This is a genomic window from Micromonospora sp. NPDC005205, from assembly GCF_040608275.1.
Lineage (GTDB): Bacteria > Actinomycetota > Actinomycetes > Mycobacteriales > Micromonosporaceae > Micromonospora.
In genome coordinates this window covers 1-24,583 of sequence record NZ_JBEXHV010000006.1, presented here as the reverse complement: position 1 = coordinate 24,583, position 24,583 = coordinate 1, and the positions used below count along the sequence as shown (strand labels likewise).

Genomic DNA, 24,583 nt, shown 5'->3' with positions numbered 1-24,583 from the left:
TTCCGTTACGGCTTAACGGCTTAACGGAAACTGTCCAAGATCTACGAACAATTGCCAAGCCGAACACCGGGCCGCGCCTGTCGCGCCGCGACGGCCGGGACCTTTGAAACACGGCCTTGGCCCATACGCGTCGGGTGACGCTCGTTGGGCCCCGATTTGCTGACCATTCTTGGTACCGAGGCGACGCGCAGCCCGGCTCTGATCACGTACAGGTCACGCTTGGCCGTGGCCAGCCCTCGCGCGTCGAGGACATACCCCGAAACCCACACCCACCCGTTGTACGGGTCAACCTCGCCGATGGACCCCAGCCGCATCACCAGCGCCCGGGCCCCCGTGAACTGCACCGAACAGTCCGGGCCGATGAACACGACGTCTCCGGCCTTCACGGCAACCAACCGATGAACCTGCGTCGGAGTACATCCGGGGGTGCCCAGCTCATGTCCTGTCCGGCGGAGGTCAGGTACAGGCTCATGTAGTAAGCCAGAGGCACACGCTCGTGTTCGGTCAGCAGTTCCGAGCGGCGTGTGACACAGGGCCACGGCTGGTCGCACCCCTCGCACAGCCAGAGCGGCAGGACCGGTGCATGCTTCGTCATCGGCTCTCTCCAGGCCAGTGACCCCGGTTGATCGGGACCTTGTGTCTGGCACGACAGGGCAGCTCGTTCCCGCACTTGCAGACGTTGCGCCACTTAAGCCATGACCACACCGGCTTATGCCTGCGCGCCAAGGTCATGGCTACTGCCGCTAGGTACTCGTTGAAGCTCACCATCGGCACATCCCAACCTACGTTACTGGGTACACTGGGCGTACCCACGATACCCCGTGTCGGCCGTTGAATCCCCCTGCGTGTTCTCTGGAATGCAGGGAGGACGACCGATGGCTGAGCCGCTGTATCAACAGATCGCAGACGACATCACGAGACAGATTGAGTCGGGCGTGTTGAAGCCTGGCGACAAACTGCCCAGCACATCTCAGCTCTGCGCGCTCTACGAGGTGAGTGAGACAGTCATCCGCTTCGTCATGATCCAACTTAAGGCTCGGGGCTTGGTGTACGGCCAGCCGGGCCGAGGGGTCTACGTCACGGCACGCGACTAGCGCCGGCCACTGAACGCGTCTGTTAGCTGGTCAAGGCGCACGACGGAACCACGACCCATGCCGAGAAGTAGCCCGTAGCTCTTCTCTCCCGGCTCACGCCTTTTATCCCGGTGCCCGTTCTCATGCCAGACCACACGCCCCCTGCTTCGGGCTACCTGGCGACTTGCCGGTTTAGGCCGGAACCCACCGGCCGGTGCGGTCAGATGGAACCACCGGCGCGTCCACCGTCGGCCATGATCGGAGGGGGTACGCGTGGAGGCGCTCGTCCTGATCGTGGCACTCGGCGTCACCGTCCTCGTCGGCACCACCCTCGGCGGCCGGTACCGGGTCGCCCCGCCGATCCTGCTCATCGCGTTGGGTGTGCTGCTCGGGCTCACGCCGCCGCTGTCCGAGGTCACCCTGGAACCCGACCTGGTCCTGTTGATCTTCCTGCCGGCCATCCTGTACCGGGAGAGCCTCACCATCAGCCTGCGGGAGATCCGGGCCAACCTGCCGGTGATCGGGCTGCTGGCCGTGGTGCTGGTGGTGCTCACCATGGTCACCGTGTCGTTCGCCGCACAGGCGTTCGGGGTGAACCCCGCCGCCGCCTGGGTGCTCGGCGCGGTCCTCGCGCCGACCGACGCCGCGGCGGTCACCGGCCTGGCCAAGCGGCTGCCCCGGAAGCTGCTCACCACCCTGCACGCGGAGAGCCTGATCAACGACGGCACGGCGCTGGTGGTCTTCGCTGTGGCAGTGGGGCTGCTCAGCCACAGCGCCGACCCGGGTGTGCTGGGCATCGGCGAGGAGTTCGTCGGCGCCAGCGTCGGCGGTGTGGTCGCCGGCCTGCTGGTGGGGGCCGCAGTGGTGCTGATCCGCAAACGGCTCGACGATCCGTTGCGCGAGGGCGCGCTCAGCGTGCTGACCCCGTTCGGTGCCTTCCTGCTCGCCGACTCGGTGCACGCCAGCGGAGTGCTGGCGGTGGTGGTCGCCGGCCTGGTGCTTGCCTACGCCGGCCCACGGGTGATCCGCGCCCGGTCCCGGGTCCTGGCGTACGCGTTCTGGGACCTGTCCACCTTCCTGATCAACGGCGGGTTGTTCGTCCTGCTCGGCACGCAAATTCCCCGCGCGGTGCGGGGGATCACCAGCACCTCGCCCCAGCGGGCTCTGGTGATCGTGCTGGTGGTCACCCTCGTCGTGATCGGCACCCGGCTGCTCTTCGTCTACCTCACCGCACAGATCGCGAGGCTGCGGCGTCGCCGCATCATGGACCCGAGCCAGGGGCCGTCGAGCTGGCGGGTCGGAACCGTCGCGGGCTGGTCCGGCTTCCGGGGCGCGGTGTCGCTCGCCGCGGCCCTGGCCGTCCCGACGGTGATGGTCGACGGTCGACCGGTGGTCGAACGCGACCTGATCATCTTCGTCACCGCGCTGGTGATCGTGCTGATCATGCTGCTTCAGGGCACCACACTGCCGTTGGTGGTGCGCTGGGCCGGGCTCACCGGCGACCCGGAACGCGTCGACGAGGCCCGCAACGCCCGGCGGCGGGCCACCGAGGTGGGCCTGGCCGCCCTACCGCAGGTCGCCGCGGAGGTCGGTGCCCAGGACGACTCGGTGCGCCGGCTGGAGGCCGAGTACCGGCGGCATCTGGAGGACCTCAACGAGAGCGGCGGGTACACCGCCGAGGATCGCCGGTTGGAACACCGACTGCGCCTCGGCGTCCTCGCCCACAAGAGGCGGGAGGTCACCCGACTGCGCGACAACCGGAAGATCGACGACCTGGTGCTCCAGGAACTCCAGTCCGCGCTGGACAACGAGGAGATCCGGCTGCTGGGCCGCGGACCCAACGAGTGACCGAGTGCTCAGAGCACCTGGTCGAGGAACCGGCGAAGCCGCGGGTGCTCGGCCCGTTCGAAGATCGCCTCGGGTGGGCCGGCCTCCAACACCACGCCCCGGTCCATGAAGGCGACGGTGTCGGCGACCTGCCGGGCGAAGCCCATCTCGTGGGTCACCACCACCATGGTCATGCCGGCGGCGGAGAGGTCGGCCATCACCCCGAGGACGCCCTTGACCAGCTCCGGGTCGAGCGCCGACGTCGCCTCGTCGAAGAGCATCACCTCGGGGCGCAGCGCCAGCGCGCGGGCGATCGCCACCCGCTGCTGTTGGCCACCGGAGAGCTGCGCCGGCCGGGAATCCGCCTTGCCGGCCAGCCCCACCAGCTCCAACTGGGCCCGGGCCACGGCCTCCGCCTCGTCCGTGTCGAGCTTGCGCAGCCGGCGCAGCGCCAGCGTGACGTTGCGCAGCACGCTCATGTGCGGGAAGAGGTTGAACTGCTGGAACACCATGCCCACCCGCTGCCGCAGCGCGTCCGGGTCGTCGCCGAGCACGCTGCGCCCATCCAGCAGCACGTCGCCCCGGTCCGGTTCGATCAGCCGGTTGATGGTGCGCAGCAGGGTGGACTTGCCCGACCCGGACGGGCCGATGACGCAGGCCGTCGCGCCCCGCGGCACCGAGAGGTCGACGCCGCGCAGTACCCGGTTCGGCCCGAAGGCCAGGTGCACGTCGCGTACGTCGAGGCTGACCGAGGTGGTCGTTTCGGTGGTGGTCATCGCCGGTCTCCCTGGGTGGCGGTGGGCAACAGTGGCTCGTCGTCCTCGTCGTCAGGTGCGGCGGCCGGCCTGCCGTTGCGCAGCCGCCGGTCGATCCAGTTGACGACGTGCGTCAGCGGGACTGTCAACGCCAGGTAGAAAAGCCCCGCCAGCAGCAGCGCCGACTCGTTGCCGGTGGTGGCCGCGTAGTCCTGCCCGATCCGGAACAGCTCCCGCTGGCTGGCCACCAGGCCGAGGAAGTAGACCAGGCTGGAGTCCTTGATCAGCGCGATGAGCTGGTTCACCCAGGCCGGCAGCACCCGCCGGATGCCCTGCGGAATGATCACCAGCCGCATTGCGTCGCCCCAGGAGAAGCCGAGCGCCCGCGCGCCCTCCAACTGGGCGGCCTCCACCGACTGGATGCCCGAGCGGAAGATCTCCCCGATGTACGCGGCGGCGATGAGCGACAGCGCCAGAATGCCCAACGGGTAGGGATCCGGCCCCCAGACCTGCATGCCCAGCGGGGCCAGCCCGACCCCGATCAGCAGGATCGTCGCCGCGGCCGGCAGCCCCCGGAACACGTCGGTGTAGACCCGCGCCGGCCAGCGCAGCCAGCGGCTGCGGGAGATCCCGGCAACGGCCAGCAACAGGCCCAGCACCGAGCCGAGCAGGGCGGCGGAGACCGCCAGGATCAGCGTGTTGGGCAACCCGACGGTCAGCATCTCGGGCAGCGCCTCGCGCATCGCGTCCCAGTCGAAGAAGGTCTCCCACAGGGTGCTCAACGGATCCATCGGTTGCTCCTCCTACCGCCCCGCTCGCTCGTCACCGGTTCAGGACGCGGCCGACGCGGACGCCGACGGCGCGACCTTGACCGCGCCGCTGCCCGGGGCGAAGTCCGCCGGGATCGGACGGCCCGGGTAGTACTGGGCCTGCAACCGGGTCCAGGTGCCGTCGGCGATGACCTCGTCGAGGGCCTTGTTCAGCGCCTCGCGCAGCTTGTCGTTCCCCTTGGCCACCGCGTACGCGGTCGGTGCCGGGCTGAGCTGCTTGGCCGCCACGGTGATCTTGCCCTTGCTGTCGGCGGCCGACTTCTCACCGATCTCCGCCGGGGCGATCCAGGCGTCGGCGGTGCCCGCCTTGAGCTGGTTGATCGCGCCGTTGTAGTCCGGCACCCGCACCGGGTTGAGCTGCTTGCCGGTGGCGTAGTCGTCCTGGACGGTGCCCTGCACCACCACGACCCGCTTGCCCGCGAGCTGGTCGAAGCTGGTGATCGGCGAGCCGGCCGGGACGTCCAGGCCGAAGTAGCCGAAGTCGTAGCCGTTGCCGAAGTCGACAGTCTTCTTGCGGGCCTCGGTGATGGTGATCGAGGAGCTGCCGACGTCGAACTTGCGGTTGTTGACCTGGCTGAGCAGCGCGGAGAAGTCGGTGCCGACGAACTCGACAGTGAGACCGAGCTTGCCGGCCACGGCGGTCAGCAGGTCGTTGTCGAAGCCGGTGAACTTGCCGTCCTCGAGGTACACGTTCGGCGGGGCGTCGGTCAGCGTTCCGGCGCGCAGCACGCCCGACTGGGCCAGGCCGTACGGGTTGGCGTCGGCGTCGGAGGAGCTGTCGTCTCCGCAGGCGGTGAGGGCGGTGGCGGCAAGGATCGTGACAGCGCCCAGGGCGGCGGCGTGGGTCAGGGCAGGAAGAAATCGCACTGGTGTCTCCGAAGGGTGGTGTCTCGGCGCGCACGGACGTGCGCCACCGACGGCGCGCCCGATGGGCGTACCGGTGGGAAAGGAGCTCGGGAAGGGGGTGCTAGAGCGCGGTGCCGCGACGACAGGCGGCGCTGCACATTCGCATCATGTCCACGTGCCGTCGCCGGATCAGTGCGGGCGAGGGTCGACCGGTGCGGGAGTCCGCGACGTCGGTCGGTGGGGTGGTGCTGAGGATGATGCGCATGGTTCTCCCGGGTCTGTGCTGACCTGGGTGCCAGGCCACGCTTGCACCGACGTCCTGCCGGTGCCTGGTCTTCACCCGGGGCACCCCACCGCGGAGGAGGGTTGCCGGCCAGCGAGCCGGGGCTTCGCGCTGGCGCTCATGACCTACGCCGAGGCTAGCAGCAGGAACGGGTGGATCGTCCAGTCGGTATGACCACGCTCACTGTGCGCGACGGACTGCCGGCTCGCAGGTCAGCCGGCATGCACGTGCGGTCGACGGTGCGGGTCGGGCTCCTGGCGGCGCAGGATCTCCCGGGTCACCGAGGCGATGGCGCCCTGCCCGAACGCCAGGTAGCGCAGGAAGTTGCGGGTCGGGCCACCCTCGGACCACTGGAAGTAGATGTGAGGGCGTCGACGGCTGCGGTCGCGGATCTCCAGCAACAGGGCGGCGAGCGCGGTGGGCACCGACGAGCTGGCCAGCCTGAGCACCGGGAAGCGGCCGTCGACCATCCCGCCGCTGACCAGCAGCTCGGTCTCGAAGTCGGACGGGTCGGTGACAGTGACCTCGACGAAGATGACGTCGCTGTCGTCGGGAAATTCGTTGTCCGCCATGGTCTGCGCCAGCTTGGCGCGGTACTCCGCCTCGTCGCGCCGGTCGGGTTCGTGCGCGATGAGGCGGATCCGTCGTCCGGCGCGTTCGTCGATCATCCGGGCGGCGGTGTCGTCCAGCTCGACGTGGTCGACGCGCAGCTCGTAGGCCCGCATCAGCCGGGACAGCACCGACACCAGGACGATCCCGCCGATGAAACAGGCCGCGATCTTGACGCCGTCCGGGCGTTCCACCACGTTCGCCGACGTGGTGTAGACGAAGATCACCGTGATGACGCCGAACGCGATGGTGCGGCCGCGCTGACGCTGCCGGCGCGCCGCGAGCGTCACCGCCGTCGCGGCCGAGGTGATCAACACCAGGACCCCGGTGGCGTACGCGCCGCCCTGCGCGTCCACGCTGGCCTCGAAGACGATCGTGATCAGAAACGCCACGGCGGTGAAGACCAGCACCAGCGGCCGGACGGCTCGCGCCCAGGTCGGCGCCATGCCGTAACGGGGCAGGTAGCGCGGCACGAGGTTGAGCAGACCAGCCATCGCCGATGCCCCGGCGAACCAGAGGATTCCGATCGTGGACAGGTCGTAGATGGTGCCGAACACCTCGCCGAGGTGGGCGTGCGCCAGGTAGGCCAACGCGCGCCCGTTCGCCGGTCCACCCGGCCGGAAGGCCTCCGGCGGGATGAGCACCGTGGTCGTCACGCTGCTGGTGATCAGGAAGACGCTCATGATCACCGCTGCGGTGGTGAGCAGCCGGCGCGCGCCTCGGATCCGGCCCAGCGGGCGTGCCTCCGAGTCCTGCCGGTCACCCCGTACGCTCGGCATGACCGCCACCCCGGTCTCGAAGCCGGACAGACCCAACGCCAGTTTCGGAAAGACCAACAGCGACAGCCCGACCACCAGCCACGGATCGCCGTGCCCGGTGGTCAGCATCGTGGTCCAGTCGCCGACCGCGCTCGGATGCATGGCCACCCGCCACAGCGCATCGGCCACCACCACCGCGTTCAGCGTCAGGTAGACCGCGACCAGGACGACGGCGATCCCGATGGCCTCGGTGAATCCCTTGAGGAACACCGCGCCCAACAGCGACACCAGCAGCAGCGTGACAAGTACCTCGTGACCCTTGAGCCCGCTCGGCCAGAACGGGTTCTCGTCGATGTGCGCCGTCGCGTCGGCGGCCGAGAGGGTGATGGTGATGATGAAGTCGGTGGCCACGAAACCGAGCAGCACCAGCACCAGCAACTTGCCCGGCCAGTAGCTCAGCAGGCGTACCAGCATCGCGATGGAGCCCTCGCCGTGTGGGCTCTCCACCGCCACCCGCCGGTAGACCGGCAGCGCCCCCAGCAGGGTCACCAGCACCAGCACCAGGGTCGCCACCGGTGAGAGCGCCCCGGCGGCCAGCGCCGCGATGCCCGGCTGATAACCCAGCGTGGAGAAGTAGTCGACCCCGGTCAGGCACATCACCTTCCACCACGGGTGGTGCCGGTGCTCCGGCGGGCGCCCGTGCGGCCCCGGGTGCTGCACGGCCTGGTCCGAGCCGGCATCGAGCAGCCACCCCCGCAACCGGCCGGTGCGTCTGTCGACCTTCACCGGCGCGTCCCCCGTCATCCCGCCCACGGTCACCGTGAGTATCCGCCCGACGGGCCGGCCCCGTCCGCCGGTGCGCGGAACCCAACCGACGCCACTGCGGGTTTCAGGGCCCAGGACAGCGGGGAAGCAGCGCCCCGGGCTGGTCGGGACGGCACCGGGGGAGGGGACAGGGCATGGTCGGCGGCCGTCGCTTCCGCCCGGGTGGGGGCTTCGGCCGCCAACTCGACGAGTAAGAGACGAGGGTCGGTGTGCCGCCGCCCACGGAGTCACCCGCCGCCACGTCCCACGGCGGCCTGGTGGACAGTGCGGTCTACATCCGGGGGCACCGGTTCGCCTCGCCGTCCGGCCTCGCCGAGACGTACCGCTGCCTCCAGGAGCAGGACGGCGCGATGGCCTGGATCGGGTTGTACCGGCCCGACATCGAGCAGATCACCTCGCTGGCCCGGGAGTTTCGGCTGCACGACCTGGCAGTCGAGGACGCGATCAACGCCCACCAGCGGCCCAAGCTGGAGCGCTACGGGCACACCCTGTTCGTGGTGCTGCGCGCCGCCCGCTACGACGACCTCCGGGAGGAGGTCGAGTTCTCCGAGCTGCACCTGTTCATCGGCCCGGGGTTCGTGGTCACCGTCCGGCACGGTGAGGCGCCCGACCTGGCCGCGGTGCGGCGGCGGCTGGAGACCGAGGCGCAGATGCTCGCCCGGGGGCCGGAGGCGGTCCTGTACGCGATCCTCGACCAGGTCGTCGACGGGTACGCGCCGGTGGTGGCCGGACTGGAGAACGACATCGACGAGATCGAGACCCAGGTGTTCGGTGGCGACCCGAACGCCAGCCGCCGCATCTACGGGCTCAGCCGCGAGGTCATCCAGTTCCAGCGGGCTGCCCGCCCGCTGCTCAGCGTGCTCGACGCGTTGGCCGACGGCGCCGCCAGCGCCGACGAGGAGCTGCGCCGCTACCTGCGCGACGTGACCGACCACCTGACCCAGGTGGTGGAGCGGGTGGACGGTTTCCGGCACCTGTTGCAGAACATCCTCACCGTCAACGCCACCCTCGTCTCGCAGCAGCAGAATGAGGAGATGCGCAGCCTCACCGCGGCCAGCTACAGCCAGAACGAGGAGCTGAAGAAGGTCTCCTCCTGGGCGGCGATCCTCTTCGCTCCCACGCTCATCGGCACCGTGTACGGCATGAACTTCGTCCACATGCCGGAGCTGAACTGGCGCTTCGGTTACCTCTTCGCGCTGCTGTTGATGCTGCTGGTCTGCGGCACCCTCTATGTGATCTTCAAGCGGCGCGGCTGGCTCTGACCCGCGCGGCCGGGATTCACTCGATGCCGCGCAGGATGTGCCGTTCTTCCTCGACGTCGTCGTCGCCGGCACTGATCCGGCCGAGCAGTACGGCGGCCGCCCAGATCGTCAGTGGCGTGGCCGCCCCGGTCATTCCCCCGCCGGTCCGGTCGTCCCGGGTCTGGCTCCGCTCCGTGCGCGGTGGCCTGCGCTGAGCCTGCATGGGCCCTGCCTCTCCTCGTCGAAGCCGCCGTGGGAGGCGCGGGGTGACCCCGCGCCACACCGGCCGGGCGGACCACCTGTGAGCAGCCCACCACCGGTACGACAGCCACTCGAACCTTCCCACGCCCGGCCGCATCCGCACCGCTTGTTTTCGGGTTTCCGACTGGCGCCCGCCAAACCGGACATTACGCCTCGACGGTCGAGGTGCGGTCACGGCAGCGGGTGGGCGATTCCTCGCGCGTGGTCGGTGAGCGCCGCGCCGACCACTGTCGCGCTCAGCGGCAACACCTCCAGACAGCGGCGCACCGCGGCGGCCATCAGCGTGTTCGGCACTCGCATGGAGAGCGTGCAGTGCGGCACCCACCGCCCCGGCCGGTAGTGCTCGGCGAGGGCGATGCCGGCGGCGGCGAGCCGGTCGTGCACCAGCCGGTGGTGCGCCAGCAACTCCGGGGTGGGTGCCGGCCCGAGCCAGAGCACCCGACCGACGAACTGGCCGGCATGCTGGAAGTCGAGCCGCAGCGGGGCGGCCACCACCGTCCCCTGTAGCGCCTCGGCAACCTGCTCCCTGTCGAAGCGGGGCGCCACCATGAGCGAGACGTGCGGACGGTGGCGCTGCTCCAGCAGCGAGCGCATGCTCTGCACCCCCTCGGCCTCCAGCGCGTCCCAGAGCACCCGGATCCGGCGGGTGGCGTCCGGGTCCAGGTACAACTCCACCGCGGCGACCATTCGATCACCGTAGCGGCCGAGGTTTGCGCGCCCTGGGTTGGCGGTACCTGTTCGGAAACCGACCTGGAAGGCGTACCCGTGGACGTGAGTGACCTGCTGACCGAGGCGTACGACAGGCTGCCCGAACTCGTCCGCGCGGCGGTCGACGGCCTCAGTCCCGAGCAACTGCGCCACCAGCCCGGGCCGGGCGCCAACTCGGTCGGCTGGCTGGTCTGGCACCTCACCCGGGTGCAGGACCACCACGTCGCCGACCTGCTCGACGCCGAGCAGATCTGGGTCAGCGGCGACTGGGCGGGTCGGTTCGGGCTCGCCGCCGACCCCGACAACACCGGCTACGGGCACTCGCCCGCTCAGGTCGCCGCCGTGCGGCCGGAGAGCGCGCAGGCGCTGATCGACTACTACCAGGCGGTCGCGGCGCGTACCGGAAGCCTGCTGGCCGGATTGGGCCCGGCGGACCTGGACCGCGTGGTCGACGAGGGGTGGGACCCGCCGGTCACCCTCGGCGTCCGGTTGGTCAGCATCGTCGACGACGACCTGCAACATGTGGGCCAGGCCGCCTACGTGCGCGGCCTCATCCAGGCCGACTGACGCGTCCCTCACCCGTTGCGGGTGAGCCGGCATCACCCCGACGCGGGTGATCCTGCGGGGAACCGTGGGGAGGGGACCCGATGGGCGCGACGGCGGAGCAGTACCTGCGACAGCTGGACACCGGTCGGCGGCCCGACCTGCCGGAGACCACAGCGGGAACGCTGCGGCTGGACGTCCGCGACGACGGCAGCACCGATCACTGGTACCTCACAATCGCCGACCAGCAGGTTCAGGTGGCACGGTCGGCCGACGACGCCGACCTGGTCGTCAGCGCGGACCGGCGGGTGTTCGACCGGATGGTCAACGGTGAGCTGCATCCCGGCGCGGCCATGCTGAGCAACGAACTGACCATGCAGGGCGAGATGCGCCTGCTGCTGGTGCTGCGGCGAATCTTCGCGGGGCCGGCCGACGCCCGCCACCCTCGGGAGCTGGGTCGGGCCGCCCTGGCGGGCCGGACCACGACGGGCGCTCGGGAGGTTCGGTCGTGAAGCAGGAACTGCTGCACGTGATCGCCGGAAACGTGTTCGCGATCAGCGACGCCCAGGGCGACATCGAACCCGACCCGCAGGCCCCTGTCGGTGTTTTCGCGTACGACACCCGTTTCCTGTCCCACTGGGTGCTCACGATCGACGGTGAACGGATCAACGCGTTGTCCCGCGACGACATGACGTACTTCGAGACTCGGTTCGTCCTGGTCCCCGGTACTTCGAGCCACTACGTCGACGCCGACGTCTCGATCATTCGGTACCGCTCGGTGCACGACTGCATGCACGAGAACATCACGGTGCTCAACCACTCGCCGGAGCCGGCCGACTTCACGATACGAGTGGAGATGGGCAGCGACTTCACCGACATCGCCGAGATCGGGCACCTCCGGCGGCGGGCCGTCGAGATCACCCCGGACTCGGCCAACCGCCAGCTCGTCCTGCGCTACCAACGGCAGCGGTTCGTGCGTCAGACCACAGTGCGGAGCACCGCTCCGGCCGAGGTGGACGAGGGGGGAATGACGTTCCGGATCCGGGTCGCCCCGGAAGGCACGTGGGAGACCGACCTGCACATCGCCATGAACATGGGCGGCGAAGGCGGCCAGGACGTACGCGCCTCCCTGGAGTCGCACCAGCGGGCTGTGCGGGTGGGGATGCGGGAGGACCTGGCCGACTGGATGGACGCCGCCCCGACGCTGACCGCCGAACGCGACGGCCTGGAGGCGATGTACTCCGGTGCCCTGGCGGACCTGGCGGCACTGCGGTACAAACCGTGGTCGTCCCCCGATCGGGTGCCGATCGGGGGTCTGCCGTGGGCGATGTGGCTGTGCGGGCGCCAGAGCATGATGACGTGCCTGCAGACGGTGGCGTTCACTCCCGAGTTGACCCCCGCGACGCTGCGGATGCTGGCGTTCCTGCAGGGGGCCCAACTCGACGACGACCTGGACGAGGAGCCGGGCAAGATCCTGGCCCACCTGCGCTACGGCGAGTCCGGCGCCTTCGGCGACCAGGCGAACGCGCTGTACTACGGATCGGCGGACACCAGCCCGCTCTTCGTGGTGCTGCTCGACGAGTACGAGCGGTGGTCCGGCGACGCGGATCTGGTACGCGAGTTGCGCCACCCGGCCCGGATGGCGCTGGACTGGATCGACGAGTACGGCGACCTGACCGGAGACGGCTATGTGCGCTACCAGCGTCGAAACGAGCGCCACGGCGCCGTCAACCAGTGCTGGAAGGACTCCCCGGACTCGATCACCAGCGCCGACGACAGGCAACCCGCATTTCCCCGCGCCACCTGCGAGTTGCAGGGCTACGCGTACGACGCGAAGAGGCGGGGCGCCCGGCTGGCCCGGAAGTTCTGGGACGACCCCGCGTACGCCGACCGGCTGGAGCGGGAGGCCGCGGCGCTGAAGGACCGCTTCAACCGGGATTGGTGGCTGCCCCACCGGGACTACTACGCGTTGGCGCTCGACCCGTACGGTGAGCCGGTCGACGCGTTGGCCTCCAACATCGGGCATCTGCTCTGGAGCGGGATTGTCCCGGACGACCGCGCGGGGAGGGTCGCCGAGCACCTGGTCGGACCGCGCTTGTTCAGTGGTTGGGGGGTGCGCACCTTCGCCACCGGGCAGCGCCCGTACAACCCGGTGGGCGCCCACCTGGGGGCGGTGTGGCCGGCGGACAACGCCCTGATCGCCGCGGGTCTGCGCCGTTACGGCTGCGACACGCACGCGGCAACGATCGCGGGCGGCATCTTCGACCTGGCGCAGACTCTCGGCGGCGCGGTGCCGGAGGCGATCGCCGGGCACGAGCGCAGCCTGACGAAGTATCCGGTGCAGTTGCCGGGGGCCGCGCGCCCGCAGTCGTGGTCGTCCGGGGCACTGCTGATGCTGTTGAGCACCACCCTGGGGTTGCGACCCACCGGCGACAACCTGCTGGTGAACCCGGCTGTGCCCGAGGGGTTCGGTCGGCTGGAGCTGCTGGACATCCCGGGCCGCTGGGGCCACTCCGACGCCTACGCCAGGGACCGCACCACCGAGGTTCGGGCACGCACCCGACTCCGCTGAGGCTTGTTGTTCGGCGACCACCGCGCGGCCCGCCCGCGCGTGTCGGGTCAGCCCATCGTCTTGGCGCCGTCGATCGACTCCCGCAGGATGTCGGCGTGCCCGGCGTGCTGGGCCGTCTCGGCGATCAGGTGCAGCAGCACCCGCCGGACCGTCCAACTCGCTCCCGGCTCGAACCAGGGCGCCTGCGGCAGCGGGTGCGCCGCGTCCAGGTCGAGGGTGGCGGTCAACTCGTCGGTCCGGGCGGCCACCTCCTGGAAGCGCTCGACCAGCCCGGCGAGGGTCTCGCCCGGCAGCATCTGGAACTGACCGACCCAGTCGACCTCCTCGCGGTTCATCGCCTCCGCGCCACCGGCGGCGAAGAGCATCCACCGGTGCTCGACGCCGGACACGTGCTTGATGAGGCCGCCGAGGCAAAGCCCGCTGACGGTGGGGCGGCTGGCCGCCTGCTCGTCGGTGAGCCCGTCGACCGTCCGCAGGAGGAAACCGCGGTGCGTGTGGAGTGTCTGCAGGAGATCGGCGCGCTCACCGGTGAGCCGCTCAGTGCTGGTCATGCCGCCACCCTTCGTTGATGTCCACCCGGTGCCACCGTAGGGCGAGGCACCGACACTTCCCGGGCACGACACCTCCTCGACCGGAGACCCGCCAGCGGTTGCCGATCCGCGCCGGTGGCGGTCCACTGAATGACATGGGTGTGATTAAGGTGGGCACGTCGTCCTGGGCGGACCAGTCCCTGCTGCGTTCCGGGTGGTACCCACGCTCGGCCAGCACGCCGGCCCGTCGCCTGGGCTTCTACGCCAGCCAGTTCCCGATGGTCGAGGTGGACACGTCCTACTACGCCATCCCGGTGCCGGAGACGACCCAGGGCTGGGTGGACGCCACGCCGGACGACTTCACCTTCGACGTCAAGGCGTTCAGCCTCTTCACCGGTCACCCGACACCGGTCGCCGTGCTGCCGCGGGACCTGCGACCGGCCGGCGGCCCGAGCCGGATCCGTCGGCGAGACCTGCCGGAGCCGGCGTACGACGAGCTGTGGGCCCGGTTCCGCGCGGCCCTCGACCCGATCGCGGCGGCCGGCAAGCTCGGTGTGGTGATGTTGCAGTTTCCGCCGTGGCTGGTGCGCAGCCCCGCTGCCGAACGCCGGATCGTCGAGCTGGCGCAGCGCTGCCGCCCGTGGCGCGTCGGTGTGGAGCTGCGGCACGGCTCCTGGTTGGACGACGACGCGACGGCGGACACTCTGGACCTGTTACGCGCCCACGACCTGTCAGTGGTCTGCGTCGACATGCCACAGGGGCACCCGTCGTCGGTGCCGCCGATCCTGACCATGACAGCGGAGCCGGCGATCGTCCGGTTCCACGGTCACAGCGACGCCTGGCGCGACGGAGACAAGCAGGAGAAGTTCCGGTACGCGTACGCCGAGGACGAGCTCCGACACTGGGCCGGGCTGTTGGCCGAGTTCGCCGACCTCTCCGACGAGCTGCACGTGCTGTTCAACAACTGCTGCGCCGGGCAGGCCCAGCGCGACGCCACCCGGCTGGCGCAACTGCTCGCCGAGACGATGCTCGTCGAACAGGCCGTCCCGGCGACCGGCTGACCTCCGCACCGGTCACCCGGCCCGACGCCGGTCCGCTCAGGACCGCCGCCCCCGGCTGCGCAGGGCGTCCTGGGTCGACTCGCCGATGTCCGCGTCGTCGGGGAAGCTCCTGCCGCTGGGGGCGGGATCGGGTGGGGCACCGGGTCCGGCCATCGTCGTACGGGTCGGCTCGACCGAGCCGAAGCCGTGTCGTCCCGCCGGGTCCGAGCGGCCCACCGGGGCACCCGCGCGTCGCTCTCCGCGCCGTCCCTCGGGCACCGCGGTCTCCTCGCTGCCCTCGTCCATCGGTGAGTCGTCGCCAGTGCCCCAGGGCGCGTCGGCGTCGAAGTCGTCGCCGGTGCCCCACGGCCTGGTCGCCTCCGGCTCCAGCCGGTCGTTGTTCCCGCTGCGTCCCTCGTGCGCCGTCATGGCCACCCCGCTCGTCGGTCCGCCGCTACGGCGGACGATGTGCCGTCCTCGGGCCGGGACCGCCCGCCCGAGCGCGGCGTACGACATGTCGCCGGCACGCTCGCCGCCCGCGTGGGACCCGTCATCGCTCCGGTGCGCGCGCAGGCCGGTCAGCGCCCCGCCGTCGAGGTGGCGGCGGGACGCCAACCGGCCTGCCGTTCAGCGTCCGGCCATCGCCATCGGCCGCTTGCCGTTGCTCATTCCCGCCATCTTGATCATGCTTTTCGAGGCGCCCTTCATCCCACCGGCGCGACCGAGCATCCCGCGGAGTACCTGCCCGGGCTTCTGCTGCTCACCCATGTACGCGGTGACCACGACCAGGGTCCCGGTCAGCGCCGGAATGGCCCACTGGAGCAGCTTCATCTGCCGCTGCGACGAGGCCACACTTGCCGGTGTCTGGTGGTTCGGTTCGGTGGCACCGCTCACCGACGGACCACCCGCCTTCTCCAGCCGCATGCCGACCAACCGGCTGTAACCGGTGACCGCCAGCGCGCCGATGGTCAAGGCGGTCTTGATGGCGCTGGCCCGGGCGACGCCGGACTGGGCCGCCACCCGTGGGCTCTCGGTCACCAGCTCGCCGACGGCCCCGGCCAGGTGGGCGCCGATCGCGGCCGCGTTGACCGGTGTCCACTTGGACCATCCGGCCGAGGCGACCGGGAGCCGCTGGGTCGAGTCGCTGATTTTCGCCGCTGCGCCGTTGACGCCGAAGGCACCCATGAGGGAGCCGCCAAACCAGGCCGCCAGGCCCAGATCGTGCATCGAGCGCAGTGCGGTATGCCGTTCGGACATGTGATCCCCTTCCGCCGTGTCGGGCGGTGCGGCTTACCCGCCGGTCGAGCGGCTAACCCCGCCCCGGGCGGGCCGATCACCGCCGTGGCGGGCCGCTACCGGACATCAGCGGCGTCGGCGGGTCTACCTGCCCCGGGCAGGAGTCGTTCGCCCGGCGGCGGGTAGATCCCGAGCGACGCCGACGAGAGGGGAACGCCATGTCGCAGCCGGACGAGAGCCGGGAGAAGACCCCCAAAACAGACGCGGTGCTCATGCACCCCGACAACGACCCACACCGGAACACCGCAGAGGTCCCACCCCGCAAGGAGCACGCCGAGATCCAGGTGGAACGGGACGGGAAACTCGTGCCGCTGGATCAGGACGAGTGAGCCGACCGGCCGGTACGGCTCAGCGGGGCGGCAGGTCGCCGACGAAACCGGCGATCCGCCGCGCCAGCGGGGCGCCCGCGCGGACCCAGGTGAAGTGGTCCAGTGTCGCCCCGGCCTGCGCCACTGTGTAGCGCTCCCGGGTGACCGGCGCGTCGACGAGCTTCGCGCACAGGTGGTCCATTGTCTCGTGCGGGGTGTACTGGTCGTCGTCCACACTGACGGCCAGCACCGGGGTCCGCACCGCGCGGACCGCCGCCTCGGTGTCAGTACCGTCGAGCCTGGGGAAACGGCCGCTCCGCGCCGTGTACGCCCAGTCACGGACCACGCCGCGCGCCTGCCGGCCGCCGAAGCCCCAGCCTGGCCAGACCCCGAGCAGCGCCGCCGTCGCGGCGATCCCCTGGGTGAGAGGCAGCACGCCGAGGCCTCGCCGGCCCGGGTAGGTCCGCCAGTACGGGATGCCGACCGCGATGAGCGCCAGGCCGTCCACCTCGTCGGTCCCGTGCAGGGCGAGATGCAGCAGGCTGGCCTGCCCGCCGAGTGAGTGCCCGAGGAGCAGTCGGGTGCGCCCGTCCAGTCGCGGCTTGAGAGCGGCCAGGACGGCGCCGACGTCGTTGGCCAGCTCGGCGTAACCGTGCCGGTCCGCCCGACTCGGCGTGGGCGTGCTCGCCCCGGTACCGCGCAGGTCGGCCACGACCACGGCGAGCCCGGCGGCGCGCAGCTCGGCGGCGAAGGGGCGGTAGTACCGGGCCCGGACCCCCATCGCCGGCCAGATCACCACCACCGGCGCGCCGGTCACCCCGGGCGGCTCCGGATAGACCTGCACACCCAGCCGGCCACCGTCGACGTCGACGAACTCCTGCGCGTATTCCGGGTCCCCGTTCATTGACCCAGCCTACGGCCTGACGTTACCGGCGGGTAGTAGCCGGCCGTGCGGCCCACGACAGCGACGGGCAGACGTGCCGCGCGCTCGCTGGACGCGACGGAGGGCCCCGCCGATCGGCGGAGCCCTCCGAAGGACACTGTGGTCAGGAGACCGAGATCGCCCCGTTGCTGGCCCGGACGCAGGCCACCGCTCGGGCGCTGGTGGAGGCCGCGCCGCTCAGGCACTGGCCGAGCACCTGGTGCCCGGTGGCGTTCGGGTGCCACGACTCCTGGCAGGTCTGGAAGTAGCTGACGCAGGTGTTGGCGATGCGCTGGATGGCGATCTTGTCCTTGCCGGCGAGGCTGGTGACGAAGGTGCCGGTCGCGCCGTCCTGGAGCCGGATCGGGGTGGCCAGCGAGCCACTCGGGCTGCTGGTCTGCTCGCAGAGCCGGGCACCGTTGAAGGCCTGCTGCACGTTGAGGTACACCAGGTCGTCGGCGGGGAACTCGGCGGCCAGAGTGTTCCGGGTGGACTGCACGATGCCGCCCAGACCCTGGGAGAAGCGGTGCCCCGGCGCCAGGCTGGCCCGGTGGATCGGGCAACCGGCCGCGTACCGCTCGGCACCCAGGTCACGGAACTTGTCCCGGGTGTCGTCCCGGCTGTCCTCCTCGTGGAACTGCTGGTTCAGGTCCAGCGGCAGCGGGTTCGTGTAGTCCTGGAACACCACCCGGTGCTGCCCGTCCGCGTCCACCTGGTCGAGGGTGGTCAGGATCTGGCGTACGGCTGCGGTGGTCTCCGCGGTCGCGGCGCTGAGCTGCGCGGCGGTGGCCAGGTCGGCGTCGCTGCACGGCTTCTGCTCCACCGGCCCGTTCAGGTACGCCCAGAACTCCCACCAGCCGGTCCAGGCGTCGGCGATGAACCGGTTGGCGCACTTCTCCGCGACGCTGCCGAAGGTGAACGAGCTGTTGTTGGAGCCGAGGCCGATCAGCACCAGGTCGATGTCCTGGGTCTGCGCGACGGCGCGCAACTGGCTCAGCTGCGAGGCCACGGTACGACCGTTGGTCCGCGCCTGGGAGGCGTTGGCGATGTCGTGCGGCTGGCCACCGGAGCAGGCCAGGTTGAACCGGTTCTGGATGCCCGGCAGGTTGGCCTGGTTGAGCGAGGCGTTCGCCGAACGGTGGCAGAAGAACGCGTTGTTGTTCGCCGCCGTCCAACCGGGGAAGCCCTGGCTGACTCCGTTGACGTCGACGACCGGGGTGTACGCCCCGGCACCCTCACCACTGATGAAGCTGTCCCCGAGTGCCACCGCCGCGGTGGGCAGCGCGGCAGCCGCGGGTGCGGGCAGCGCGACGGCGGTCGACAACGCGGCCATGGCGATCGTTAGTCCCGCGGCGAGCGCGGTACGCCGGAACCTGGGCATGGGGCCCCCAACCATCGAAAGATGAAAGATTCTCTGAGAGCGCGATCAGATCACCCCGGCGCGACAGGCGTCAATGGCCCGTAACAGATTCGTTCGACGAAAGACACTGGCGCGTAGGCATGACCCGCTATCGCGTCGAGTTGGCCCCGCGCCGCCGGTGGCGGTGTCTCCGCGTGGTTTCATGATCACCCGAACGCTGTTCGTTGGCTCACGTCCGGACGGCCACGCGCGGCGGGTCGCGTAGGTCCTCCGGTGGTTGTCCTAGCCTCGGGCTAGGCTCGCTGCGGCGCGCCACGCCGGCTGATGTCGCCGGTGACAGGCAGCACACCGCCGAGACCGGGGAGTACGACCAGTTGACCGCAGAGCCAGACACCCTGTACGGGGCCGATGACCTCACCCACCTTGAGGGGCTGGACGCTGTCCGCAAGCGGCCCGGCATGTACATCGGTTCCACCGACAGCCGTGGCGTGGGTCACCTCGTCAACGAGATCCTCGACAACTCCACCGACGAGGGTGTCGCCGGTCACGCCAGCCACGTCGAGGTGATCCTTCACGCCGACGGCTCGGTGCAGGTCGACGACGACGGCCGGGGCATCCCCACCGACGTGCACGCCAAGTCCGGCATCTCCGGCGTCGAGCTCGTGCTGACCCGGTTGCACGCCGGCGGCAAGTTCGGCGGCTCCGGCTACAAGACCTCCGGAGGTCTGCACGGCGTCGGCGCGTCGGCCGTCAACGCGCTGTCCCGTCGCTTCGACGTGACCGTCCGCCGGGCCGGCAAGATCCACGCGATGTCGTTCCGACACGGCGTCCCGGGCATCTTCGACGGCGACGGGCCGGACGCCCCCTTCACCGCCGGCCCCGGGCTCCAGGTGGCCGGGGCCATGAAGCGCGGCCAGCGCACCGGCACCTCGATCCGCTGGTGGCACGACGCCCGCTACTTCGAGACCGGCGCCGCGCTCGACGTCGACGCCGTCCGGATGAAGCTGCGCAACACCGCTTTCCTGGTCCCCGGCGTGACCTACCTGCTCCGCGACCTGACCGGTGAGGCGCCCGCCGAGGAGCGGTTCCACTACCCCAACGGGCTCAGCGACATGGTGGAGTTCCTCGCCCCGGCCGGCGACCGGCCGGTCTCCGGCACCCTGCTGGTCAACGGCGAGGGCACCTACCGGGAGAACGCCGCCGACGCCAACGGCGTCATGCAGTCCAACGTGCAGCGGCGCGCCGAGGTCGAGGTGGCGTTCCGGTGGGGCACCGGTTACGAGCGCACCGTCGAGTGCTTCACCAACACCATCCGTAACGCGCACGGTGGCACCCACCGCAAGGGTTTCGAGCGGGCCCTCGTCCGCGCGCTCGCCGACGCGATCCGCAACACCCGCGGTCTGCTCAAGGCCAAGGAGGAGCCGCCCACCCTGGACGACGTCCTGGAGGGGATGACGGCGGTGGTGCACGTGCGGATCCCGGAGCCGCAGTTCACCTCGCAGACCAAGGACGAGCTTTCCACCACCGGCATCACCAAGGTTCTCCAGTCCCTGGTCGACGCGCACATCAAGGCATGGCTGGAGGACCGGCGCACCAAGGCCGAGGCGCGCACCGTCCTGCAGAAGATCGTCGACGCCGCCCGGGTGCGGCTCACCCAGAAGCAGCAGAAGGACGCCGCCCGGCGCAAGACCGCCCTGGAGGGCGCGTCCATGCCGCCGAAGCTCGTCGACTGCCGGGCCACCGGCATCGATCGCAGCGAGCTGTTCATCGTCGAGGGTGACAGCGCCCTGGGCACGAGCCGGATGGCCCGTTCCTCGGAATACCAGGCGCTGCTGCCGATCCGCGGCAAGATCCTCAACGTGCAGAAGGCCAATCTCCAGCAGGTTCTGGACAATGCCGAGTGCGCGGCCATCGTGCAGGTCCTCGGCGCAGGCTCGGGGCGCACCTTCGACCTGTCCGCGCTGCGCTACGGCCGTGTGCTGATCATGGCCGACGCCGACGTGGACGGCGCCCACATCCGTACGCTGCTGATCACTCTGTTCGCCCGGTACATGCGACCGCTGATCGAGGCCGGTCGGCTCTACGCGGCGATGCCACCCCTGCACAAGATCACCACCAAGGGGCGCAGTCCGCAGACGGTCTACACCTACACCCAGGCCGAGATGGAGGCGACGGTCCGCAAGCTGGAGAAGGCCGGCAAGCAGATCGTCACGCCCATCCCGCGGTTCAAGGGCCTCGGTGAGATGGACGCCGACGAGTTGTGGGACACCACGATGAACCCGGCCACCCGGGCCGTCCGCCGGATCACCCTCGACGACGTCGACGCCGCCGAACGCATCCTCGAACTGCTGATGGGCGAGAAGGTCGAGCCGCGCCGCAACTGGCTCATCGACTCCGCCGACCGCGTCGACCGGGATGCGATCGACGCATGAGCGAGCGGGTTTTCGATACAGCGCGACGGTGTCTCGTGCCGCCGCTTCGCGACGGCGTGAGCGCCCGTTCCGTTCCGATGGAGAGCTGAGTCATGGCACGCCGTAAGGAAAACAAGGTCGACCTCTCCTCGTTCGATCAGGCCGGCGCGCGGGTCTTCGACAACCCGCTGGTCACCGAGGTTTCCGACTCCTACCTGGAGTACGCGTTCTCGGTCATCCACTCCCGCGCCCTGCCCGACGCCCGCGACGGCCTCAAGCCCGTGCACCGGCGCATCCTCTGGTCGATGTACGAGCAGGGCTACCGCCCCGACCGTGGGCACGTGAAGTCCGCCCGAATTGTCGGGGATACAATGGGAAAGTACCATCCGCACGGCGACACGGCGATCTACGACGCCATGGTCCGCCTCGCGCAGGACTTCTCCCTCAACGTGCCGCTCATCGACGGGCACGGCAACTTCGGCAGCCCCGACGACGGCCCGGCCGCATCGCGTTACACCGAGGCGCGAATGTCCCGCGAGGCCATGCTGCTCGTCGGCGAGCTGGGCGAGGACACCGTCGACGTCGAGCCCAACTACGACGGGTCGCTGACCCAGCCGACAGTGCTGCCGGCGGCCTTCCCCAACCTGCTGGTCAACGGCGCGTCCGGGATCGCGGTCGGGATGGCCACCAACATGATCCCGCACAACCTGGCAGAGGTCGTCTCCGCAGCCCGCTGGCTGATCAACCACCCGGACGCCACTCTGGACAAACTCATGGAGTTCGTTCCCGGCCCCGACCTGCCCACCGGTGGGGTGCTGCTCGGCCTGGACGAGGTGCGCCGGGCGTACGAGACCGGCCGCGGCGTGGTGCGGATGCGCGGCAAGGTGGAGATCGGCCCGATCGAGGGTAGCCGGGGCCGTCAGGCGATCACAGTTGTCGAGCTGCCCTACGGCGTCGGCGCGGAGAAGGTCATCGCCGCGATCACCAACGAGGTCACCAAGACCAAGCGGCTGACCGGCATCGCGGACGTCAAGGACCTCACCGACCGGGAGAGCGGCACCCGGCTCGTCGTGGAGTGCAAGGTCGGAGTCAACCCACAGGCGCTGCTGGCCGACCTCTACCGGTTGACCCCGCTGGAGCAGTCGTTCGGCGTCAACAACCTGGTCCTGGTCGACGGGCAGCCGCGCACGCTGGGCCTCAAGGCGCTGCTGGAGGTCTTCCTGGCCCACCGGTACGAGGTGGTCACCCGGCGCACCTCGTACCGTCGGCGCAAGCGTCAGGAGCGGCTGCACCTGGTTGACGGTCTGCTGATCGCGCTGCTGGACATCGACGAGGTGGTCCGGCTGATCCGGGGCAGCGACGACGCGCAGGCCGCGAAGGACGGGCTGATGAGCCGGTTCGGCCTCTCCGACATCCAGGCCACGTACATCCTGGACACTCCGTTGCGCCGGCTGACCAAGTTCGACCGGATCGAGCTGGAGGCCGAGCAGGAGCGGCTGCGCTCCGAGATCGCCGAGCTGAGCAAGATCCTCGACGACGAGCGGGTGCTCAGGAGGGTCGTCTCCGACGAGCTGGCGGCCGTGGTCAAGCAGTTCAGCACCGAACGTCGTACGACGCTTGTCGACGGTGACCTCAAGGAGGTGTTGGCCGCGTCCGCGCCGGCCGGCCCGCTGGAGGTCGCCGACGACCCGTGCCAGGTGATCCTCTCCGCGACGGGGCTGGTCGCCCGGACCGCGGCCGAGTCGGAGGAGAGCTCCGAGGGGCGCCGACGCAACGGCCGGGTCAAGCACGACACGGTACGCGCCACAGTGCACTCCACCGCCCGTGGTCGGGTGCTGCTGTTGACCAGCGCCGGTCGGGCGTTCAAGGTCGACGTCCTGCCGCTGCCGGTGCTGCCCGAGCAGGCGGGCACCGTGTCACTGCGTGGCGGTATGTCCGCGGCCGAGCTGGTGCCGTTGGCGGCGGGGGAGACCGTCGTCGGCCTGGCCCCGCTCGGCGGGCAGGCGGAGGGCTCACCGGGGCTGGCGTTGGGCACCCGACAGGGCGCGGTGAAGATCTGCTCACCGGAGTGGCCGGTGCGCTCGGACGAGTTCGAGGTGATCGGTCTGCGCGACGGTGACGAGGTGGTCGGGGCGACCTGGCTGACCGACGGCACCGAGACGCTGACCTTCGTCACCTCGGAGGCTTCGCTGTTGCGCTTCCCCGCCGGGCTGGTGCGGCCGCAGGGTCTCAAGGGCGGCGGTATGGCCGGGATCAACCTGCCGGCCGGGGCGCGGGTCGCGTTCTTCGGCGCGGTGCGCACCGACGACCCGGGGCACGGCGAGCCGATGGTGGTCACCTCCACCGGCGCGACGGTCAAGGTGACGCCGTTCAAGGCGTACCCGGCAAAGGGCCGGGCGACCGGCGGCGTGCGCGCGCACCGCTTCCTCAAGGGTGAGACGGACGTGGCCGTCGCCTGGGTTGGCCCGCGACCGGTCGGCGCGACCGGCACCGGCGAGCCGGTCGAGCTGCCCGCCGCGGACCCACGCCGCGACGGCAGCGGCTTCGCGGTGATGCTCGGCCCAACGGTGGTAGGCCACCTGATCGAACGCGACTGACCCCTCACCCGCGTTGTCGCGCCGCCCTCCGGGGCGTGCCCCGGCCCCAAGATCTGCACAACCTGGGGGAAGTTGCTGCTTCCGGGATACCGCAGGCAGCAGTTTCCCTGAAGCTGTGCGGATCTTGACGGTCGAGCCGCCAAAGATCGTGCTCGATCCAGGAAGTAGTGGTTTCACCGACGAGGTGATGCCACTCGCTCCTGGATCAAGCACGATCATGCGGAGTGGGGCGTCCGCCGGCGCGGTATGGTGGTCCCTCTGTTGTCGGTGAGGGTCCGGGTGCACCGCGAAGCACCCCTCAACATGATTTCTTCTTTGTCCGGCGGAGTCGCCGGCGCGGCGTGAGCGCCGCCATCCGGGTCCGGCCGAGGCGTGAGTTACGTGCCGCCCGCCGTCCCCGGCCACACCGCTGTTGGGGCCACCTGATCGCCGCGCCACTCTGGCCGCTGCACGGCGCGAACCTGGGCACCCTGTTGCGTACGTGCGACGCGGTCGGCGCCTGCCTCGCCGTGCCGCCGTTCCGTTGGGTGGACGAGGCCGTCGCCCGGGGCAACACGCTTCGCCAGCCCGGCTGCGTTCACCGGGTCGGCAGTCCGCTGCGCTGGCTGGCCGCCGAACGGGCCGCCGGTGCCCGGGTCCTCGGGGTGGAGTTGGCCGACGAGGCCGTCCGGCTCGGTGATCTGCCCGCCGCTCGGAGCCGTACCGTGGTGCTGTTGGGCCACGAGGCGACGGGCATCCCGCCCGAGGCGCTCGACCAGCTGGACGCGGCGGTGGAGATTCCCATGGTCGGCCACGGCCACAGCCTGAACGTCGCCGTCGCCGGCTCCCTGGTCCTCTACAAACTAGCCGGCCTCCTTTGAGGCCTGTTTCAAAGAACTGGCCGGCCTGCGGCGGGCCCGGACGACGACCGGCGGCGTTGGGGGGGGGGGGGGGGGGGGGAACGCGGGACGGGGGCGCGCCCCCCCCGGAGGGGCGGCCCCCCCGCGGC

At 70.5% G+C, this 24,583-nt stretch carries 23 protein-coding genes and 1 riboswitch; of the genes, 11 read left to right on the top strand and 12 right to left on the bottom strand.

Translation table 11 applies throughout. The features are described 5' to 3' along the window. The first annotated feature begins 875 nt into the window (after positions 1-875). Positions 876-1,094 (top strand): winged helix-turn-helix domain-containing protein, encoded by a 219-nt coding sequence (locus ABZU43_RS13480; RefSeq protein WP_210816850.1) that lies wholly within the window; start codon positions 876-878, stop codon positions 1,092-1,094. Positions 1,095-1,346: 252 nt separating this feature from the next. Continuing rightward, complete coding sequence (locus tag ABZU43_RS13475; protein ID WP_355006813.1) at positions 1,347-2,921, top strand: Na+/H+ antiporter; 1,575 nt, start codon at positions 1,347-1,349, stop codon at positions 2,919-2,921. A gap of 8 nt (positions 2,922-2,929) precedes the next feature. Here ABZU43_RS13475 and ABZU43_RS13470 read toward each other — a convergent pair whose 3' ends face one another. The 5 genes from ABZU43_RS13470 to ABZU43_RS13450 form a co-directional block, all read right to left on the bottom strand. Further along, positions 2,930-3,676 carry an amino acid ABC transporter ATP-binding protein gene (locus ABZU43_RS13470; protein ID WP_355006812.1) on the bottom strand — a complete coding sequence of 249 codons (747 nt, stop codon included), beginning with the start codon at positions 3,674-3,676 and terminating at the stop codon, positions 2,930-2,932. Beyond that, positions 3,673-4,446: an amino acid ABC transporter permease gene (locus tag ABZU43_RS13465; RefSeq protein WP_355006811.1), complete on the bottom strand. Its 774-nt coding sequence runs from the start codon at positions 4,444-4,446 to the stop codon at positions 3,673-3,675. The genes ABZU43_RS13470 and ABZU43_RS13465 overlap by 4 nt, the downstream gene beginning before the upstream one ends. 39 nt (positions 4,447-4,485) lie before the next feature. Beyond that, positions 4,486-5,352, bottom strand: coding sequence for an ABC transporter substrate-binding protein (locus ABZU43_RS13460; RefSeq protein WP_355006810.1), 867 nt, complete (start codon positions 5,350-5,352; stop codon positions 4,486-4,488). Positions 5,353-5,452: 100 nt separating this feature from the next. Further along, on the bottom strand, positions 5,453-5,596 hold the full coding sequence (locus ABZU43_RS13455) for a hypothetical protein (protein ID WP_355006809.1): 144 nt from the start codon (positions 5,594-5,596) through the stop codon (positions 5,453-5,455). A 32-nt stretch (positions 5,597-5,628) separates the two neighbouring features. Beyond that, positions 5,629-5,740, bottom strand: a riboswitch (SAM riboswitch). Positions 5,741-5,826: 86 nt separating this feature from the next. Next, on the bottom strand, positions 5,827-7,785 hold the full coding sequence (locus ABZU43_RS13450) for an amino acid transporter (protein ID WP_355006808.1): 1,959 nt from the start codon (positions 7,783-7,785) through the stop codon (positions 5,827-5,829). 230 nt (positions 7,786-8,015) lie between these two features. Here ABZU43_RS13450 and corA point away from each other — a divergent pair, with 230 nt between their 5' ends. Further along, positions 8,016-9,068, top strand: coding sequence for a magnesium/cobalt transporter CorA (corA, locus tag ABZU43_RS13445; protein ID WP_355006807.1), 1,053 nt, complete (start codon positions 8,016-8,018; stop codon positions 9,066-9,068). Positions 9,069-9,084: 16 nt separating this feature from the next. Here corA and ABZU43_RS13440 read toward each other — a convergent pair whose 3' ends face one another. Continuing rightward, positions 9,085-9,270: a hypothetical protein gene (locus ABZU43_RS13440; RefSeq protein ID WP_355006806.1), complete on the bottom strand. Its 186-nt coding sequence runs from the start codon at positions 9,268-9,270 to the stop codon at positions 9,085-9,087. 209 nt (positions 9,271-9,479) lie between these two features. Then, positions 9,480-9,995 (bottom strand): 2'-5' RNA ligase family protein, encoded by a 516-nt coding sequence (locus ABZU43_RS13435; protein ID WP_355006805.1) that lies wholly within the window; start codon positions 9,993-9,995, stop codon positions 9,480-9,482. Between the two features lie 78 nt (positions 9,996-10,073). On the opposite strand from ABZU43_RS13435, the gene ABZU43_RS13430 reads away from it, so the two are divergent. The 3 genes from ABZU43_RS13430 (at position 10,074) to ABZU43_RS13420 (ending at position 13,131) form a co-directional block, all read left to right on the top strand. Further along, a complete protein-coding gene (locus ABZU43_RS13430; protein ID WP_355006804.1) occupies positions 10,074-10,583 on the top strand; it encodes a DUF664 domain-containing protein in 510 nt (169 codons plus the stop codon). 80 nt (positions 10,584-10,663) lie between these two features. Further along, on the top strand, positions 10,664-11,071 hold the full coding sequence (locus tag ABZU43_RS13425) for an SCP2 sterol-binding domain-containing protein (RefSeq protein ID WP_355006803.1): 408 nt from the start codon (positions 10,664-10,666) through the stop codon (positions 11,069-11,071). Next, the gene (locus ABZU43_RS13420) at positions 11,068-13,131 is read left to right on the top strand and encodes a glycogen debranching N-terminal domain-containing protein (protein WP_355006802.1); all 2,064 of its coding nucleotides are present in this window, start codon (positions 11,068-11,070) and stop codon (positions 13,129-13,131) included. The genes ABZU43_RS13425 and ABZU43_RS13420 overlap by 4 nt, the downstream gene beginning before the upstream one ends. Positions 13,132-13,178: 47 nt before the next feature. Here ABZU43_RS13420 and ABZU43_RS13415 read toward each other — a convergent pair whose 3' ends face one another. Then, positions 13,179-13,682 (bottom strand): DinB family protein, encoded by a 504-nt coding sequence (locus tag ABZU43_RS13415; RefSeq protein WP_355006801.1) that lies wholly within the window; start codon positions 13,680-13,682, stop codon positions 13,179-13,181. A 134-nt stretch (positions 13,683-13,816) separates the two neighbouring features. On the opposite strand from ABZU43_RS13415, the gene ABZU43_RS13410 reads away from it, so the two are divergent. After that, the gene (locus ABZU43_RS13410; RefSeq protein ID WP_355006800.1) at positions 13,817-14,722 is read left to right on the top strand and encodes a DUF72 domain-containing protein; all 906 of its coding nucleotides are present in this window, start codon (positions 13,817-13,819) and stop codon (positions 14,720-14,722) included. 36 nt (positions 14,723-14,758) lie between these two features. Here the strand turns inward: ABZU43_RS13410 and ABZU43_RS13405 are convergent, their stop codons facing one another. Both ABZU43_RS13405 and ABZU43_RS13400 read right to left on the bottom strand, forming a co-directional pair. Continuing rightward, positions 14,759-15,316 (bottom strand): hypothetical protein, encoded by a 558-nt coding sequence (locus ABZU43_RS13405; protein WP_355006799.1) that lies wholly within the window; start codon positions 15,314-15,316, stop codon positions 14,759-14,761. 12 nt (positions 15,317-15,328) lie between these two features. Continuing rightward, positions 15,329-15,958 carry a hypothetical protein gene (locus ABZU43_RS13400; protein ID WP_355006798.1) on the bottom strand — a complete coding sequence of 210 codons (630 nt, stop codon included), beginning with the start codon at positions 15,956-15,958 and terminating at the stop codon, positions 15,329-15,331. A 197-nt stretch (positions 15,959-16,155) separates the two neighbouring features. On the opposite strand from ABZU43_RS13400, the gene ABZU43_RS13395 reads away from it, so the two are divergent. Continuing rightward, positions 16,156-16,326: a hypothetical protein gene (locus ABZU43_RS13395; RefSeq protein ID WP_355006797.1), complete on the top strand. Its 171-nt coding sequence runs from the start codon at positions 16,156-16,158 to the stop codon at positions 16,324-16,326. Positions 16,327-16,345: 19 nt separating this feature from the next. Here ABZU43_RS13395 and ABZU43_RS13390 read toward each other — a convergent pair whose 3' ends face one another. Together ABZU43_RS13390 and ABZU43_RS13385 are read right to left on the bottom strand one after the other, a co-directional pair. Continuing rightward, positions 16,346-17,209 (bottom strand): alpha/beta fold hydrolase, encoded by an 864-nt coding sequence (locus ABZU43_RS13390; protein WP_355006796.1) that lies wholly within the window; start codon positions 17,207-17,209, stop codon positions 16,346-16,348. A 142-nt stretch (positions 17,210-17,351) separates the two neighbouring features. After that, positions 17,352-18,608 (bottom strand): hypothetical protein, encoded by a 1,257-nt coding sequence (locus ABZU43_RS13385; RefSeq protein ID WP_355006795.1) that lies wholly within the window; start codon positions 18,606-18,608, stop codon positions 17,352-17,354. A 281-nt stretch (positions 18,609-18,889) separates the two neighbouring features. Here ABZU43_RS13385 and ABZU43_RS13380 point away from each other — a divergent pair, with 281 nt between their 5' ends. The 3 genes from ABZU43_RS13380 (at position 18,890) to ABZU43_RS13370 (ending at position 24,455) form a co-directional block, all read left to right on the top strand. After that, the gene (locus tag ABZU43_RS13380; protein WP_355007077.1) at positions 18,890-21,019 is read left to right on the top strand and encodes a DNA topoisomerase IV subunit B; all 2,130 of its coding nucleotides are present in this window, start codon (positions 18,890-18,892) and stop codon (positions 21,017-21,019) included. A 92-nt stretch (positions 21,020-21,111) separates the two neighbouring features. Continuing rightward, entirely contained in the window at positions 21,112-23,595 is a 2,484-nt protein-coding gene (locus tag ABZU43_RS13375) for a DNA topoisomerase IV subunit A (RefSeq protein WP_355006794.1), read from the top strand. Positions 23,596-23,936: 341 nt separating this feature from the next. After that, positions 23,937-24,455: a TrmH family RNA methyltransferase gene (locus ABZU43_RS13370; protein ID WP_355006793.1), complete on the top strand. Its 519-nt coding sequence runs from the start codon at positions 23,937-23,939 to the stop codon at positions 24,453-24,455. The last annotated feature ends 128 nt before the right edge of the window (positions 24,456-24,583 follow it).

Bases quoted from the DNA above. Each gene is read 5' to 3' on its own strand.
- ABZU43_RS13450 (WP_355006808.1), bottom strand. From the start codon at position 7,785: ATGACGGGGGACGCGCCGGTGAAGGTCGACAGACGCACCGGCCGGTTG.
- ABZU43_RS13480 (WP_210816850.1), top strand. From the start codon at position 876: ATGGCTGAGCCGCTGTATCAACAGATCGCAGACGACATCACGAGACAG.
- ABZU43_RS13415 (WP_355006801.1), bottom strand. From the start codon at position 13,682: ATGACCAGCACTGAGCGGCTCACCGGTGAGCGCGCCGATCTCCTGCAG.
- ABZU43_RS13440 (WP_355006806.1), bottom strand. From the start codon at position 9,270: ATGCAGGCTCAGCGCAGGCCACCGCGCACGGAGCGGAGCCAGACCCGG.
- ABZU43_RS13425 (WP_355006803.1), top strand. From the start codon at position 10,664: ATGGGCGCGACGGCGGAGCAGTACCTGCGACAGCTGGACACCGGTCGG.
- ABZU43_RS13400 (WP_355006798.1), bottom strand. From the start codon at position 15,958: ATGTCCGAACGGCATACCGCACTGCGCTCGATGCACGATCTGGGCCTG.
- ABZU43_RS13390 (WP_355006796.1), bottom strand. From the start codon at position 17,209: ATGAACGGGGACCCGGAATACGCGCAGGAGTTCGTCGACGTCGACGGT.
- ABZU43_RS13410 (WP_355006800.1), top strand. From the start codon at position 13,817: ATGGGTGTGATTAAGGTGGGCACGTCGTCCTGGGCGGACCAGTCCCTG.
- ABZU43_RS13385 (WP_355006795.1), bottom strand. From the start codon at position 18,608: ATGCCCAGGTTCCGGCGTACCGCGCTCGCCGCGGGACTAACGATCGCC.
- ABZU43_RS13455 (WP_355006809.1), bottom strand. From the start codon at position 5,596: ATGCGCATCATCCTCAGCACCACCCCACCGACCGACGTCGCGGACTCC.
- ABZU43_RS13375 (WP_355006794.1), top strand. From the start codon at position 21,112: ATGGCACGCCGTAAGGAAAACAAGGTCGACCTCTCCTCGTTCGATCAG.
- ABZU43_RS13465 (WP_355006811.1), bottom strand. From the start codon at position 4,446: ATGGATCCGTTGAGCACCCTGTGGGAGACCTTCTTCGACTGGGACGCG.
- ABZU43_RS13435 (WP_355006805.1), bottom strand. From the start codon at position 9,995: ATGGTCGCCGCGGTGGAGTTGTACCTGGACCCGGACGCCACCCGCCGG.
- ABZU43_RS13395 (WP_355006797.1), top strand. From the start codon at position 16,156: ATGTCGCAGCCGGACGAGAGCCGGGAGAAGACCCCCAAAACAGACGCG.
- ABZU43_RS13470 (WP_355006812.1), bottom strand. From the start codon at position 3,676: ATGACCACCACCGAAACGACCACCTCGGTCAGCCTCGACGTACGCGAC.